This is a genomic window from Mesorhizobium sp. M0195 (assembly GCF_040322115.1).
Classification (GTDB): Bacteria; Pseudomonadota; Alphaproteobacteria; order Rhizobiales; family Rhizobiaceae; genus Mesorhizobium.
Genome location: NZ_JAMYSV010000010.1, coordinates 116,165 through 129,994 on the forward strand (window position 1 = coordinate 116,165; position 13,830 = coordinate 129,994).

The 13,830-nt window shown below is 63.7% G+C and carries 15 protein-coding genes; 8 read left to right on the plus strand and 7 right to left on the minus strand.

What is annotated here, in order from left to right:
• Positions 1-86: 86 nt before the first annotated feature.
• From NKJ12_RS20125 to NKJ12_RS20140, 4 genes are all read left to right on the plus strand, one after another.
• Positions 87-974, plus strand: a complete 888-nt coding sequence (locus NKJ12_RS20125) for a LysR family transcriptional regulator (RefSeq protein ID WP_352477699.1) — start codon at positions 87-89, stop codon at positions 972-974.
• Positions 975-1,249: 275 nt separating this feature from the next.
• On the plus strand, positions 1,250-1,735 hold the full coding sequence (locus tag NKJ12_RS20130; RefSeq protein WP_352704563.1) for a (2Fe-2S)-binding protein: 486 nt from the start codon (positions 1,250-1,252) through the stop codon (positions 1,733-1,735).
• Entirely contained in the window at positions 1,732-2,721 is a 990-nt protein-coding gene (locus tag NKJ12_RS20135; protein ID WP_352704565.1) for an FAD binding domain-containing protein, read from the plus strand. The genes NKJ12_RS20130 and NKJ12_RS20135 overlap by 4 nt, the downstream gene beginning before the upstream one ends.
• On the plus strand, positions 2,718-4,940 hold the full coding sequence (locus tag NKJ12_RS20140) for a xanthine dehydrogenase family protein molybdopterin-binding subunit (RefSeq protein WP_352704567.1): 2,223 nt from the start codon (positions 2,718-2,720) through the stop codon (positions 4,938-4,940). The genes NKJ12_RS20135 and NKJ12_RS20140 overlap by 4 nt, the downstream gene beginning before the upstream one ends.
• Here NKJ12_RS20140 and NKJ12_RS20145 read toward each other — a convergent pair.
• Positions 4,918-6,117, minus strand: a complete 1,200-nt coding sequence (locus NKJ12_RS20145) for an amidohydrolase (protein WP_352505820.1) — start codon at positions 6,115-6,117, stop codon at positions 4,918-4,920. The genes NKJ12_RS20140 and NKJ12_RS20145 overlap by 23 nt on opposite strands.
• 90 nt (positions 6,118-6,207) lie before the next feature.
• On the opposite strand from NKJ12_RS20145, the gene NKJ12_RS20150 reads away from it, so the two are divergent.
• Positions 6,208-7,038, plus strand: coding sequence for an AraC family transcriptional regulator (locus NKJ12_RS20150; RefSeq protein WP_352704569.1), 831 nt, complete (start codon positions 6,208-6,210; stop codon positions 7,036-7,038).
• 70 nt (positions 7,039-7,108) lie between these two features.
• A complete protein-coding gene (locus NKJ12_RS20155; RefSeq protein WP_352704571.1) occupies positions 7,109-7,540 on the plus strand; it encodes a cupin domain-containing protein in 432 nt (143 codons plus the stop codon).
• Between the two features lie 55 nt (positions 7,541-7,595).
• Here the strand turns inward: NKJ12_RS20155 and NKJ12_RS20160 are convergent, their stop codons facing one another.
• From NKJ12_RS20160 to NKJ12_RS20170, 3 genes are all read right to left on the minus strand, one after another.
• Positions 7,596-8,042 (minus strand): nuclear transport factor 2 family protein, encoded by a 447-nt coding sequence (locus NKJ12_RS20160; protein WP_352505818.1) that lies wholly within the window; start codon positions 8,040-8,042, stop codon positions 7,596-7,598.
• Positions 8,043-8,190: 148 nt separating this feature from the next.
• Positions 8,191-8,532 (minus strand): nuclear transport factor 2 family protein, encoded by a 342-nt coding sequence (locus tag NKJ12_RS20165; protein WP_352704573.1) that lies wholly within the window; start codon positions 8,530-8,532, stop codon positions 8,191-8,193.
• A 138-nt stretch (positions 8,533-8,670) separates the two neighbouring features.
• Positions 8,671-9,579, minus strand: a complete 909-nt coding sequence (locus tag NKJ12_RS20170; RefSeq protein ID WP_352688242.1) for a LysR family transcriptional regulator — start codon at positions 9,577-9,579, stop codon at positions 8,671-8,673.
• 168 nt (positions 9,580-9,747) lie between these two features.
• On the opposite strand from NKJ12_RS20170, the gene NKJ12_RS20175 reads away from it, so the two are divergent.
• Positions 9,748-10,446 carry a type 1 glutamine amidotransferase domain-containing protein gene (locus NKJ12_RS20175; RefSeq protein ID WP_352704575.1) on the plus strand — a complete coding sequence of 233 codons (699 nt, stop codon included), beginning with the start codon at positions 9,748-9,750 and terminating at the stop codon, positions 10,444-10,446.
• A gap of 237 nt (positions 10,447-10,683) precedes the next feature.
• Here NKJ12_RS20175 and NKJ12_RS20180 read toward each other — a convergent pair whose 3' ends face one another.
• Genes NKJ12_RS20180 through NKJ12_RS20190 form a run of 3 tightly spaced genes read right to left on the minus strand, consistent with a single transcriptional unit; the run spans position 10,684 to position 12,781 of the window.
• A complete protein-coding gene (locus NKJ12_RS20180) occupies positions 10,684-11,238 on the minus strand; it encodes a nuclear transport factor 2 family protein (RefSeq protein WP_352704577.1) in 555 nt (184 codons plus the stop codon).
• On the minus strand, positions 11,235-12,218 hold the full coding sequence (locus tag NKJ12_RS20185) for an alpha/beta hydrolase (RefSeq protein WP_352704579.1): 984 nt from the start codon (positions 12,216-12,218) through the stop codon (positions 11,235-11,237). Before NKJ12_RS20185 ends, NKJ12_RS20180 begins: the two co-directional genes overlap by 4 nt.
• A 59-nt stretch (positions 12,219-12,277) precedes the next feature.
• A complete protein-coding gene (locus NKJ12_RS20190; RefSeq protein WP_352505813.1) occupies positions 12,278-12,781 on the minus strand; it encodes a nuclear transport factor 2 family protein in 504 nt (167 codons plus the stop codon).
• Between the two features lie 128 nt (positions 12,782-12,909).
• On the opposite strand from NKJ12_RS20190, the gene NKJ12_RS20195 reads away from it, so the two are divergent.
• Positions 12,910-13,812, plus strand: coding sequence for a LysR family transcriptional regulator (locus NKJ12_RS20195; protein WP_352704581.1), 903 nt, complete (start codon positions 12,910-12,912; stop codon positions 13,810-13,812).
• Positions 13,813-13,830 lie beyond the last annotated feature (18 nt).

The following is a 13,830-nucleotide window of genomic DNA, read 5'->3' on the forward strand; positions in this document are numbered from 1 at the left end:
AGCCGGATGGCGTCCCAGAAAATTAGTGATCCACATTTGTGTCGGTAGGCATTATATCTGAACACGCCGTCCCACAGGTGGAACACATGGATCTACTTGCCCTTGCTGATTTCAATCTGGTCGCCCGCCACGGGGGCTTCGGTAAGGCCGCCCGCGCCGCCGGGCGCCCGAAGGCCACCTTGTCCCGACGCGTGGCGGAGCTGGAGGCGAGTCTGGATCTACGGCTGTTTGAGCGTGGCGCGCGCGCGTTAAAGCTGACGGAAGAAGGACGCGCGCTTTTCGAGCGCGCGGGCCGGTTGCTTTCCGAGCTCGAAGAGACGACGGCGGCGATCGCCTCAGGCGGCGAAAGGCCGCGCGGCCGGTTGCGGATCAGCGCCCCATTGCTGTTCGCACAGACCGCGATGGGGAAGATCGCCGCCGGCTTCGCCCTGAAATACCCGGAGGTCAGGCTCGAGGTCACGACCGAAGACCGCGTCGTCGACATGATCGAAGAGGGATTTGACCTGGTGATCCGGGTCAATCCGGATCCGGATGAGAGCCTCGTTGGGCGAGCCTTTCTGCGTGATCGGCTGGTGGTCGTGGCAAGTCCTGACCTCGCCCAGCCGGCCGAAGGCCTGGCGACCCCGGCCGTCATGCGTTCGACAGATCGCAGGGCTTGGGACGTGAAGACGCCCACTGGCCGGTTAACAATCGCGATCGAGCCCGTCCTTGCGTTGTCGTCGCTCATCATGGTCCGGGATGCCGTGCGAGCGGGCGTCGGCGCGGGACGCCTTCCGGTGTCGCTAGTGAGCCATGATCTGGCGGACGGAACGCTGGTACTTTTGGGGGATGTCGAGGGACCCGACATCGCCCTGTGGACACTCTATCCCTCTCGGCGGCTGCTGAGCGCGCGCGTCTCCGCATTCCTCGACCATCTGAAACGCGCCTTTCCCATGGGGACACCTGACGAGCTGGCCGCCTATATCGGCAAATGACTCCCAGGAACCTGGCTAACCAAGCTGATGCGTTACTCCATAAATCTTTCAGCGTTACTTCACATCCGAATTACGAAGTTACGGTGACAGTGCACTTTTTGCGGCGGCATTCAGTGCCTTTCCGCCGCAAATCTCGAATGCGCGTTTTTTAGCCTTCCCTGACCGGCAGCGTCTTTTCCCCGGAATCGACCGCCCTATTTCGCCTCGACAGGTGGGTGGCTGCTTGCTGGACAAGTCCTTGCGGCGAGTACGGCATGTGCTTCGAGGTACCCCACATGAACTTCCACGATCGGCACCTATTGAGGTTGCGGGTGAACGGAGAGGATCACAGCCTTTCCGATCTCGATCCCCGCGTCACGCTGCTCGACCTGCTGCGCGAGCGGCTTCATCTGACCGGAACGAAAAAGGGATGCAATTTCGGCGAGTGCGGCGCCTGCACCGTGCATCTCGACGGGCGGCGTGTGAATGCCTGCATGATACTTGCCGTGTCCTGCGAGGGACGCGAGGTTACGACGATCGAAGGGCTGGCAGGCGGCGATGCGCTTCATCCCGTGCAGCAGGCGTTCATCGATCATGATGGTTTTCAGTGCGGATTCTGCACGCCCGGCCAGGTGATGTCGGCGGCGGCGCTGATCGAGGAGGGACATACCGGCTCCGATGCCGAGATCCGCGAATGGATGAGCGGGAATCTGTGCCGCTGCTCGGCCTATCCGCAAATCGTCGAGGCGGTGCGCGCAGCGGCCGGGAGGGCGAGCCAATGACCCCATTCGTCTATGCACGCGCCGACAGCCTGGGCGACACGATCGCAGCCGGTGCCGCGCCGGACAGCGCCTTTCTCGCCGGCGGCACCGAATTGCTCAACTGGCTGCGCCTTGGCATTGCAGAGCCGACCCGGATCATCGACATCTCCCGCCTCGACGGGCTGGATCAGGTCGAGGCACTGCCCGGCGGCGGCTTGACGATCGGCGCGCTGATGCATCTCAACGATGTAGCGCTGCATGCGTTGGTCGTGCGCGACTATCCGGTGTTGAGCCAGGCGATCCTCAACGCCGCATCGCCGCAGCTGAGAAACCTGGCAACGATAGGCGGCAATCTTCTGCAGAAGACGCGCTGTGCCTATTTCCGTGCCGAAGAGCAGTTGCCCTGCAACAAGCGTCAGCTCGGCTCCGGCTGTTCGGCATTGCATGGCATCAACGACAATCACGCGATATTCGGCTGGACCGAGGATTGCGTCGCCACTCAGCCATCCGACCCGGCCGTGGCGCTGGCAGCACTTGATGCGATCATCGTCACCGCGCACCGCAGCGGCGGCCGGCGCATTCCGGCAGCGGAATTCCACCTGCTTCCCGACACGCGGCCCGAGGCAGACAATGTGTTGCAGCAAGGCGAACAGATCACGGCAATCGAGCTGCCGGCGCCGGCGCCGCGATCGGCTTACCTCAAGGTGCGCGAGCGCGAATCCTACGAATACGCCATCGTCTCTGCCGCCGCTGTGCTGGAGATGGACGGCCAAACTATCCGTCGGGCCGCCCTGGCGCTGGGGTCCGTGGCGCTGCGGCCGTGGCGGCTGAGCGCCGCCGAGGAGCAGCTCGCCGGTGCCGAAATCGGCGATCGCGAGGCGTTGAACACCGCTATCGAGCAATCCTTCGCCCAAGCGCGTCCCTTGTCGCAGAACGCCTACAAGATCGAACTGGCCAAGACCGCCGCTTTGCGGGCGATCGAAAGAGCAGCGAGGATGTCGTCATGATGATCAGCCAGCCTGTTGCCCGCCCTGACGGCGGCGTCAAGGTCACCGGCCGCGCCCGCTATGCGGCCGACTATTTCGCCCCCGACCTGCTCTATGCGGTACTCGTGACCGCGCCCGTTCCGGCCGGCCGCATGACGTCGATCATGGTCGACGACGCGCTCGCCGAGAAGGGCGTCGTGCGTGTGCTCACGCATGAGGACATGCCCAAATTCGGCCGGTTCGCATCGCCGAGGGCCGAGCCCGATACGCAGATGCAGCAGGCCGAAGGCCCACCGGCAGCGCAGAGCTTCATGCCCATGCAGGGCGACGAGATACGTCACGAGGGTCAGCCGCTTGCCATTGTGCTGGGCGAGACGCTGGAGGCGGCGGAGGCCGGTGCCCGCCACGTCGCATTGCGCTTCGAGTTCGCCGAGCCGGAATTGCCGGCACCGCCGAAGTGGACCGCCATCGACAAGGCTGCGGTCGTGCCGAGGGAGAGCGGCTTCCTGTTCCTGGAGCCGACATTTACCAAGGGCGACGTCGACCGCGGGCTTAGCGACGCAGCCGCCATGGTCGAAGCCGTCTACCTGCAGCCGTCGCGCCACCACAACGCCATGGAGCCCTCGGCGACGCTCGCTGAGTGGAACGACGGAGAGCTGACGCTGCACGACGCCACGCAGCACGTCTATGGTGTCCGCCAGGTGCTTGCCGCCCGTTTGAATGTCCCCGCCGGGAAGGTCCGCGTGATTTCCCGCCATACCGGCGGCGGCTTCGGCGGCAAGGGTTGGATCTGGCCGCATCAGGTGCTGGCCGCCGCCGCGGCGCGCATCATGCAGCGCCCGGTCAGGCTGGCGCTGAGCCGCGCCAATGCCTATTCCTGCCTCGGCTACCAGCCGCGCATGGCACAGAAGATCGTGCTGGCTGCGGACAGGTCGGGCAAGCTGACCGCCGTGCAACAGGACGTGGTCAACCTGACCACCGTGAGCGACGATTTCGTCGAGTTCGCCACCGAAGCCTCGAAGGGTCTCTACGCCACGCCGGCCATGCGTCTCAGCCAGCGTGTCGAGCGCGCGAACGTCGCCATGCCGACGGCGCTGCGCGCGCCGGTCGAGGGTCCGGGTACCTGGGCCCTCGAAAGCGCGATGGACGAGCTCGCCCACCGCCTCGGCATCGATCCGCTCGACCTGCGTCTGATCAACCATGCGGACACGGATCCGGCCACCGGCCAGCCCTGGTCATCGAAGAAGCTGCGCGAGGCTTATGAGGAAGGCGCCCGCCTGTTCGGCTGGCGCGAGCGCCCGCGCAAGCCGCAACGCGATGGCGATTGGCTGATCGGCTACGGCATGGCGACCTGTACCATGGGCTGTTTCCGCCACCCGACGCCTGCAGCCGAGGTCAGGCTGCACAGGGACGGCAGAGTGCTCATCCGCACCGGCACCCAGGACATAGGGACCGGAACACTCACCATCTTTCCGCAGATCGCGGCCGATGTGCTGGGCCTGCCGATGGAGAAGATCGAGTTGGAAATGGGCGATACAGAGCTGCCGGAGGCGGGACCGACCTATGGCTCGTCATCGACCATGGGGGTGGGCGCGGCGGTGCTTGCCGCCGCCGAAGATGCGCGTTCGCAGCTTGCCCGTCTTGCCAATCTGCTGCCGGACGAGGTGGAGATGCAGGACGGCAAGATTCGGCGCAAAGGCGCTGCCGGCGGTCAGACGATCGCCGACGTTATGAGGCATACCGACATCGGCGAGATCATCGGCTCCGGCTCGTTCGATCCGGCGCAGCATGGCAAAGGCCTCGCCATGCGCACTTTCGGCGCGATTTTCATGGAGGTCGGCGTCGATCCGGGGCTCGGCCTGCTCAGGCTTCGTCGCGCCGTCGGCAGCTACAGCGCCGGCCGCATCGTCAATCCCCGCACCGCCCGCAGCCAGATGACGGGCGGCATCATCTGGGGCTGGGGCATGGCGGCGATGGAGCAGAGCAGGCACGAACCAGTGCTTGGGCGGTTCCTGTCGAAGAACCTTTCCGGGGTCGCCATTCCGGTCAATGCCGACATTCCCGGCGACATCATAATCCACTTCGTCGACGAGGTGGATGAGCATGCCAGCCCGATCGGCGGCAAGGGCATCGGCGAGCTCGGCGCCACCGGCGTTGCCGCTGCGGTGGCCAATGCCGTCTTCGACGCCACAGGCAAGCGGATCCGGGAGTTGCCGATCACGCCGGAAAAACTGCTGTAGAAGGACCGGCCCGCGCAAGCGTCTGCTCGACGAGGTTGAGGTAATAGCGCATCACCGTCGGCACGATCTCGTCGTTGAAGACGTAGCGGTCGCCATGCAGGCCTTCGCCCGGGCCGACCTCGCCGGCACCGATCCACGCATAACAGCCGCCGGCGTCGCGGATCATGAAAGCGAAATCCTCGCAGCCGAGACTGGGGCTGAACTCGGTCAAGACATTCTCCCGGCCGACGACGGAGGCCGCCGCCTCGACGGCGCGGGTCGTCGCGTCCGCCGTGTTGATCAGCGGCGGATGGCCCTTCCTGTAGTCGAGCCTGGCGTTGAGCGAATACGCGGCGGCAATGCCTTGTGCGATCTCCCCGATCAGCATCTCGCAGTGATCGGAAAGGCCGGGCTCGAAGAAGCGGCAGGTGCCTTGCAGCCAGACCTTGCCCGGCACGATGTTGCCGACATTGCCGCCATGGATCTGCGTGAGGCTGACGACAAGCGCGCTTTGCGGGTCGACCGAGCGGCTGACGATGCGCTGGACGGCTTGCACAAAGGCGCCGGCGGCCAGGATCGGGTCGTCGCCGAGCTGCGGCATCGCGGCATGCGCGCCAAGACCCTCGAAGATCAGTTCGAAATTATCCACGGCCGCCATTTGCGCACCAGCGCGGGCGGCGACCGTTCCCAGCCTGACGCCCGGCCAGTTGTGGACCGCATAGACCGCCTCGACCGGAAAGCGCTTGAACAAGCCGTCCTCGATCATGCGCATGCTGCCGCACTCGTTTTCCTCGGCCGGCTGAAAGATGAAAGTGACGGTGCCGTCGAAGGTGCGCGATTGACTGAGCAGTTTGGCGGCGCCGAGCAGCATGGCGGTGTGGCCGTCATGGCCGCAGGCGTGCATTACTCCTTCTTTCCTTGAGGCATAGGCCAAGCCGGTTTTCTCCAGCACCGGAAGCGCGTCGAGCTCGGCGCGAAGGCCGATGGCGCGTGCGCCGCCACCGCTGCGCAGGACACCGACGACGCCGGTGCCGCCGATCCCTTCATGCACCTCGTCGACGCCGAAGGAGCGCAGCTTCTCTGCAACGAAACGCGCCGTTTCGTATTCATTGAATCCGAGCTCCGGATTGGCATGGATATGGTGCCGCCAGCCTACGACCTCTGGTGTCAGGGCGGCGATGGGGTCATTATGCAGCATGATGCCTCCTTCACGCCGGCAAGGCGGCGCGCTTTGATCCTGCCAGCCATATAGAAGGCCAGACGAAAAGCGTCTTGAACCGGATTGACCATGGCAAAGACAATCGAAGCGGCAGAGACCGGGAAATACTGGCGCCATCCGTGCTTCCCCGACCTGGGCCTGTTCGAGGCGCGCTTCACCCAGCACCGCTACGACCTGCACACGCACCCGACCTATGTGATCGCCCTGATCACCGCCGGCTGCGAGCGCATTCGCATCGGCCGTCAACGCGTTCTCGCTCCGGCGGGCGCCATTGCCGTCGTCAATCCTGAAGAGTGGCATGACGGCGAACGCGGGACGGATGAAGGCTGGGCCTACCGGACATTTTATCCTTCGGTGCCGATGATGACCGCGCTTACCCGCGAACTCGGCCGCGACGGCGCTCCGGTGTTTTCGCGCGCGACGATTGAAGACAGCAGTCTCGCCGCAGCATTGACCGCAGCGCACCACGGCTCGACATCCCCGGACACAATGACGGCCGAGACGTCCCTGCTCGTGGCGCTTAGACAACTGATCGTTCGGCATGGCGACTCGAGCGGACAGGCCGAAGAGATCGAAAGCTCCGGATCGCAGCGAAGATTTTCGCTCTACCGCGATCTTGTCGAAAGCGAGCTTGGCTCGCAACTCGACCTCAAGCGGCTTGCCGGCGCGGCTGGCGTGACCCGGTTCCAGGTCATCCGCGATTTCAACAAGGCAATTGGCCTGACGCCGGCGGCCTATATCCGCGACCGGCGATTGCGCCGGGCGAGCGCGCTGATCGAACAGGGATTTGGCCTCGCCGACGCAGCTATTACGGCGGGTTTCGCCGACCAGAGCCATTTTTCCCGTACATTCCGGGCCATGCATGGTATGACGCCGGGCATGTTCAGAAGAGCGGGATAAGGCGCTCCTGAACAGACAACCTTGCGCCTCAAAGCTTGCTGCGCAATGCTGACGCAGTTCGGGGGGAATCATGCGAAAAATCTTGGCACCGACGCTGCTGCTCACGGCTGCACTGTTTGCAAACAGCGCCCAGGCGCTGGATGCCAGCGGGACGCCGGTTGTCGTGACCCCGCTTGCCTCTCGCACCGAGACCGCGTCCGGCCAGCCGATCACGCTGCCCCAGAAGAACGTCCAGGTCCTGGTCTCGGCCTATCAGATCGCGCCGGGCGCGACCTTGCCGGTCCACAAGCATCCGTTTCCGCGCTATGCCTATGTCGAGGCCGGCACGCTTCAGGTCACCAACGTCGAGACCGGCAAGAGCAACACCTATCAAACAGGTGATTTCATCATCGAGATGATCGGGCAATGGCATCAGGCGATCAATGTCGGCGCCGATCCGGTCAAGCTGCTGGTCATCGACCAGGTCGAAGCAGGTACCAAGAACACGGTGTTGCGCCAGTAGCTGCCACGTCTGAAAATGGCGTCCGGGGCGGATCCAGCACAGCGCGTAACCGACGTCAGAACGCGAACCCCTCCGGCAAATTGTGATTCCAATAGCCTTCCTCGACAAGTTCACTTATGCGCCAGCCCTCGGACGTGCGTACGACGCGGTCGCGATACCAGAGCCCTTGGAAGAAGACCTGCCTTTTGCCTTCGCCGAGGTCGACCACCATCGGGCATGAACAATGCACGCGCGCGCTGGCCTCATCCCCTCGGAGATCCAGAAGGATTGTCGAAATGGCGTGCTGCGAGATCAATATCTTCGAAAGGGCGCCTTTCATGTAAGCGACATGCTCATCCACACCGCTCCTGATTCCACCTGTTACAGTGTCGTCAAGCACGGCATCGAGTGTGAATATTTTGCGATAGGCGTCCCAGTCGCGATCGTCCACAGCGTAGCAATAGCGAACAAGCAGCTGTTCGATCTCGAGCCGATCCGAAACCTCTTGCAATGAAAGGGTCATGTCCTGTCTCCGCGGTTGGCGGCACTAATGCCGCATGCGCCAAGCCTGCCCCGACATTTCGATCAATGTTCACGTTGCCGATGCTCCGAGCAACCTCGCCGCGCGACTGGGCATGCGCAAACCCGAACACTCATTTTGGCCTCCGCCTTTACCCGGTCGGCCGCAGCGGCCAGAACGGCGCGATCCCCCCCTTCGTACAAGCGGCGGATGGAGATTGCCTTGACGCGCCAGCCTTCCGGCGTCCGCACCAGCCGGTGGAGATAGCTGCCACCGACCGTCCAGAACCGCCCGTGATCCAGTGGGCTGCGCGGACATCGCTGCGTGCAACCGCGTCATTGCCTGCGCCTTCGACGGTGATGTTGCTGATAAGGTGCTGGGTGGCGTCGAAGCCCGGCAGCAGCCCTTGCCACTGGGCGATCAGCGCGTCGCGGCCACTGGTCGCGACCTCGCCGCCGAAGAGGCTGGTATAGTCGGTCGTGACGGACAGCACTTAGTTGGCGGCATGGTGCGACCCTAGCTGCCGCTTGCTGATAGCTCGGGCAAGTCCGGATCTGGTGCTCGGCATACGGCACGATGAATGGCCCGGTTTGGCCTTTGCGGACATCAACGCGGATACAAGAAAGCCGTCTTAGGTCTCCGACGCCATTTCTTTTGCCAATTCGCCGATCATCGAACGCAACCACCTGTGGGCTGGGTCGTGGCGGTAGCGAATGTGCCAAGCCATCTGCACTGGAAAAGTGCCGAGGTCGACGGGCGGCGGTAGTATCTTCAGGCGCGGATCCCTCTCAAGGCTGCGGCAGATCAGTCTCGGCAGCGTTGCGCAGTAATCCGTGACGGCAAGCATCTCTGGCACGGCCAGGAAGTGCGTGACAGAAAGGGCAATCTCTCGCTTGAGGTTTTGTTGCTCCAATGCCTGGAAGAGGCCCGCCCGCAGCCGGCCCGGCGGGAGCACGTTCACGTGCTTGAGCCTTTCATACTGTTCTCGAGAAATATGGTCTCGAACGTCGGGATGATCCTTGCGCACCGCGCAGGCGAGCCCATCGTCCATAAGATGCTGGACGACAAGATTGCCCGGCGGATCGACGATCCGGCCAATCACCATGGCCGTGGTACCGGAAATGACGCCGGTTTCGGCGAGATCGTTGCCAAATGCTGTCATGCGGAGCTTGATACCAGGCGCCAGCTCACGCGTCCTTGCGACGAGGGCCGGCATCAACACAAGCTCCACGTAACTGTTGGGGGCAAGCGTGAACAGCCGTTCGGCCTTTGCTGGCTGAAATTCCTGCTGGTTCAAAATGAGATCGTCCAGTTGCGCCAGCGCTGCTTCGATCGTCGGAGCGATCTCCTCAGCCAATTGCGTCGGCTTTATGCCATACCTTTCCCGGATGAATAGCGGATCCCGGAGGGTGTCGCGCAGGCGGTTCAACGAATTGGACAGCGCCGGCTGGGTGATGCCCAGTCGCGCTGCTGCCCGTGTCACGCTCCGCTCTTCCATCAGGGCGAGGAAAACCGGGAGCAGGTTCAGATCGTATCTCATCGAGATATAATCTGACATGAATATATAAAATAAATGAAATAAATTTCTGAAATACATGGGCAGGTGCCATTATCCGTGCATCGACAGGCCGACGCGGCCGATTGAGCTCCAAATCAACCAACTACGACGCCTCATCGGCGCGGCATCACCTGAGAAAAGGATCCGACAATGAAAGTCCTGATGGTACTCACCTCCCACGACACTCTCGGTAACACCGGCAAGAAGACCGGCTTCTGGCTCGAGGAGCTGGCAGCCCCCTACTACGTCTTCAAGGACGCCGGCGCCGAGATCACCCTCGCCTCGCCGAAGGGCGGCCAGCCGCCTCTCGATCCGAAAAGCGACGAGCCTATGTTCCAGACCGACCTTACACGGCGCTTCAGTGCTGACGAGGTTGCCAAGGCGCAGCTCGCAGAAACCGTGCGCCTGGACAGTGTCGACCAGAAGGACTTCGATACGGTCTTCTACCCCGGCGGCCACGGCCCGCTGTGGGATTTGGCCGAAGATGCGAATTCGATCAAGCTGATCGGATCCTTCATCGCGGCCGGCAAGCCGATCGCCCTCGTTTGCCACGCACCGGGCGTTCTGCATCGCGTGACCAGTCCCGACGGCACGCCGTTTGTGCAGGGACGCTACGTCACCGGCTTCACCAATAGCGAGGAGGAGACCGTAGGTCTCACGAATGTCGTGCCGTTCTTGGTCGAGGACGAGCTGATCAGCCTCGGCGCGGTTTTCTCCAAGGTCAAGGACTGGGGCGTCCACACAGTCGTCGATGGCCAGCTTATCACGGGTCAGAACCCAGCATCATCGAGCGAGGCAGCTGAGGCGCTGCTAGGCGCTTTGAGCCAGAGGAAGAGCAAGACCGCCTGAGCGGTCTGGAACAACCGTGATCTGCCGACGGCTCGCGTCGGCGGATCAACTTCAGAACCCGCTACAGTCTCAAGCCGATCCGAAACGTCTTGCAGTGAAAGGGTCATGTCTCGTGTCCACGGTGGCGCCACTAATGCCGCATGCGCCAAGCCTGCCCCGACATCTTCGATTAATATTCACGTTGCCGATGCTCCGAGCAACCTCGCCGCGTGGCTGGGCATGCGCAAACCCGAACACTCATTTGGCCTCCGCCTTTACCCGGTCGGCAGCGGCGGCCAGCACGGCGCGATCCCCCTCTTCGTACAAACGGCGGATGGAGATTGCCTTGACGCGCCAACCTTCCGGCGCCCGCACCAGCCGGTGGAGATAGCTGCCGCCGACCGCCCAGAAACGCCCGCCGATCCAGTGGGTTGCGCGGACGTGACTGCGCGCCATGGCATCATTGCCCGCGCCTTCGACAATGATGTTGGTGATGAGGTGCTGGGTGGCGTCGAAGCCCGGAAGCAGCCCCTGCCATTGGGCGATCAGCGCGTCGCGGTCGCTGGTCCCCGCCTCGCCGCCGAAAACGCTGGTATAGTCGGTCGTGACGCGGGCCGCGAAATAGGATTTGACCCGGTTCCAATCACGCAGATCGGCATACAGCCCGATCCCTGCCACTGCCTCGGCGATGGCCATCCTGTCTTCAACCATCAGCGCAGCTCCCGAGGCGCTCGAAACGGACGCCGAGACGGCGGAAATCATCGCGGCGGAAACCGCCGCGGCCAGGATATGCCGGCGGGTGACGACGCTCATTGTCCCGCCTCCCCCGCACTGCCCAGTGTCGCGCGGAAGTGCGCGGCGACGGCGTCGCTCGCCGCCTTCACCGGCGCGGCGCGATCGTAGAAATCGAATTGGGTGACGTTGTCGAGCCACAGCTCCCGCCTGGAGCTGGTCAGCCGCGCGTAAAACTTGTGCGCACCCTGCGGAATGGCAGCCGCCTCGCTATGCACCATCAGAAAGGGCTGGTGCAGACGCGTGGCAGCCTGGATGGCGTCGAACGTCAGCCAGCCGCGCCAGAAGGCCGGATCGGCTTCGTTGCGCCAGGCCGGGATCATGCCGCGATCGGGTTCGGTGTAATAAGGCACCTTGAACATGATCGCGCGCTTGTCGGTCAGGCTCGCAGCCGGCAGGAATGCCTGTCTGCCGGTGCGGCGATACGCGGCCTCGGCCGCATCGCTCGCGGCCTCAAGCCTGGCGACGCCGTGCTTGCCGCCGTAGGCCTGCTCCACCACTTCGGCATCCTGCAACCAGGGCGCAACGAGGGCGACCGATTTGATCGCGGCGTTTTCGGCCGCTGCTGTGACCATATAGCCGGAGCTGGCGCAAATGCCGAGCCCGCCGATGCGGTCCTGATCGGTCTCGGGCCGGGTCGCGAGATAGGCGACCGCCGCTTCTATGTCGGCGATCTTGGCCTGAGGATCCTCGTACTGGCGGCGTATGCCGCCGCTTTCGCCCCAACCGCGAAAATCGAAGGTCAGGGCGACGAACCCGCGATCCGCCATCTCGCGGGCGTAGCGGGCCGGCATCTGTTCCTTCACCGTCATCCAGGCGCCGGTCACGACCAGCGCGGGCCGAGGTCTCGCCGCGTCGAGATCATCGGGCAGATAGAGCTCGCCGACGATCTGCTCACCGTGCGAGGAGAATGTGACGCGCTCGACGCGCGGTGCGGCGGCGGCATTGGACGCGGCGAGCGCTACGGCGGTTGCTGCAGCAAATGTCAGGGCTTTAAACATTGCAAGTCTCCTTTAGCTTGGAGTGAGAAGCGCGGCGCGTTGCGAAAAAGACCGCCGTCTCAGCGCTCGCCAGCAAGTCGGCCGGGCAATGGCTTCAGCAGGTAATGCGCCCAGTAGAAGGCGTCCGACTGGTACATGTCGGTCAAAAAATTCTGTGCCTCGGTGATCTTGCCGTCCTTGATGCGGAACATCAGCGCGTAGAGCTGGTCGATCTCGGGACCCGAGCCGACATTCGACCAGCCGCGATGGACATCGACGACAAGGTCGCCTTGCGCCTGGAAGAAAATCGGCTCGGCCTTGAATTTGCCGTCGGCCAAGCCGCGGAAGAAGGCGACCACCTCGTCCGGCCCGCGCTTGTCGCCGGCAAGCGGATGATGGCCGGGAATGCGCCACACGATGTCGGGTGCGAGGAAGGGCCGGACGGCCTCGGGATTCCCGGTCGCATAAGCGGCGTAGTAGTCCTTGACGAGTTGGATGTTGCTGTCTTCCAGCGGGCCGCCATTCGCCGGGGCGGCAGACACCGCCAGAAGAGCGGCGGCGGCGAGCGAAGCAAGCCTGGTCATCGGTCCTGTTTCCTTCCCTGTTCGAGCCGTTCCCAACACCGAGGCCCGTTCGTCGGACTCAACATGACGCCTTTTGTTCACCGGAAAAACCAGTAGAATTCGACAGGGCTATTTGGAAAATCCTTACAATGCGCCTCGACCAGTTCAGCGGCATCGTCGCTTTCGTAAAAGTTGCGGAGGCCAAAAGCTTCACCCGCGCCGCCGCCGAGCTCGGCGTCGCTCCGGCCTCGTTGAGCGAGGCGGTCAAGGGGCTCGAGGAGCGTCTGGGGGTGCGGCTGCTCAATCGGACGACTCGCAGCGTTGGCTTGACCGAAGCTGGTGCTCAATACCTCGACCACGTGCGCCCGGCAGCCGAAGATATCCGGGCGGCTGGTGCGGCACTGCGCGAAGCTCGCGACCGTCCCGCCGGCACGCTGCGCCTCAGCCTGCCCTGGATCGCCGCCCCGCTGCTGATCGAGCCACTGATGCGGCCGTTCATGGATGCTTATCCCGAAGTGCGGCTTAGTCTGATTTTCGACGACAGCTTCGTAGACATCGCCGCCGAGGGCTTCGACGCCGGTCTGCGCATCGGCGAGCTTCTCGACAAAGACATGATCGGCGCGCGTCTGGGCGGGCCCTTGCAGATGGTCGTGGTGGGCAGCCCGGACTATCTGGCGCGCAATGGTACGCCGAAGCGGCCGGCCGACCTCGCCGCCTATCGCTGCATCGCATTCGCCCTCACCCGCGCGATTTCGCCCTGGGAGTTCATCGTGGAGGGACGCGAAGTCGCATTCACGCCGGACGCATGTCTGGTCGTGAACACGCTTCCGCTGTGCATTACCGCCGCCGAGCAGGGGCTTGGCCTCGCCTTCGCGGTCGAGGGCCTCGCCGCGCCGCTTCTTGCCTCAGGCGCGCTGCTCAAGGTGCTGGAGCCTTTCTGTCCCGCTTACGAGCCGCTCCACCTCTATTATCCCAGCCGCCGCCTCGTACCGCCGAAGCTGCGGGCCTTCATCGACTTCGTCCGCGCGAATTCGCACAAGTTGCGGATCTGATGTGGCTTTTCGAGAACC

Bases quoted from the DNA above. Each gene is read 5' to 3' on its own strand.
- NKJ12_RS20180 (WP_352704577.1), bottom strand. From the start codon at position 11,238: ATGAGCGTCGTCACCCGCCGGCATATCCTGGCCGCGGCGGTTTCCGCC.
- NKJ12_RS20160 (WP_352505818.1), bottom strand. From the start codon at position 8,042: ATGACCCTTTCATTGCAAGAGGTTTCGGATCGGCTCGAGATCGAACAG.
- NKJ12_RS20155 (WP_352704571.1), top strand. From the start codon at position 7,109: ATGCGAAAAATCTTGGCACCGACGCTGCTGCTCACGGCTGCACTGTTT.
- NKJ12_RS20140 (WP_352704567.1), top strand. From the start codon at position 2,718: ATGATGATCAGCCAGCCTGTTGCCCGCCCTGACGGCGGCGTCAAGGTC.
- NKJ12_RS20145 (WP_352505820.1), bottom strand. From the start codon at position 6,117: ATGCTGCATAATGACCCCATCGCCGCCCTGACACCAGAGGTCGTAGGC.
- NKJ12_RS20130 (WP_352704563.1), top strand. From the start codon at position 1,250: ATGAACTTCCACGATCGGCACCTATTGAGGTTGCGGGTGAACGGAGAG.
- NKJ12_RS20190 (WP_352505813.1), bottom strand. From the start codon at position 12,781: ATGACCAGGCTTGCTTCGCTCGCCGCCGCCGCTCTTCTGGCGGTGTCT.
- NKJ12_RS20170 (WP_352688242.1), bottom strand. From the start codon at position 9,579: ATGAGATACGATCTGAACCTGCTCCCGGTTTTCCTCGCCCTGATGGAA.
- NKJ12_RS20175 (WP_352704575.1), top strand. From the start codon at position 9,748: ATGAAAGTCCTGATGGTACTCACCTCCCACGACACTCTCGGTAACACC.
- NKJ12_RS20185 (WP_352704579.1), bottom strand. From the start codon at position 12,218: ATGTTTAAAGCCCTGACATTTGCTGCAGCAACCGCCGTAGCGCTCGCC.
- NKJ12_RS20135 (WP_352704565.1), top strand. From the start codon at position 1,732: ATGACCCCATTCGTCTATGCACGCGCCGACAGCCTGGGCGACACGATC.
- NKJ12_RS20150 (WP_352704569.1), top strand. From the start codon at position 6,208: ATGGCAAAGACAATCGAAGCGGCAGAGACCGGGAAATACTGGCGCCAT.
- NKJ12_RS20195 (WP_352704581.1), top strand. From the start codon at position 12,910: ATGCGCCTCGACCAGTTCAGCGGCATCGTCGCTTTCGTAAAAGTTGCG.
- NKJ12_RS20125 (WP_352477699.1), top strand. From the start codon at position 87: ATGGATCTACTTGCCCTTGCTGATTTCAATCTGGTCGCCCGCCACGGG.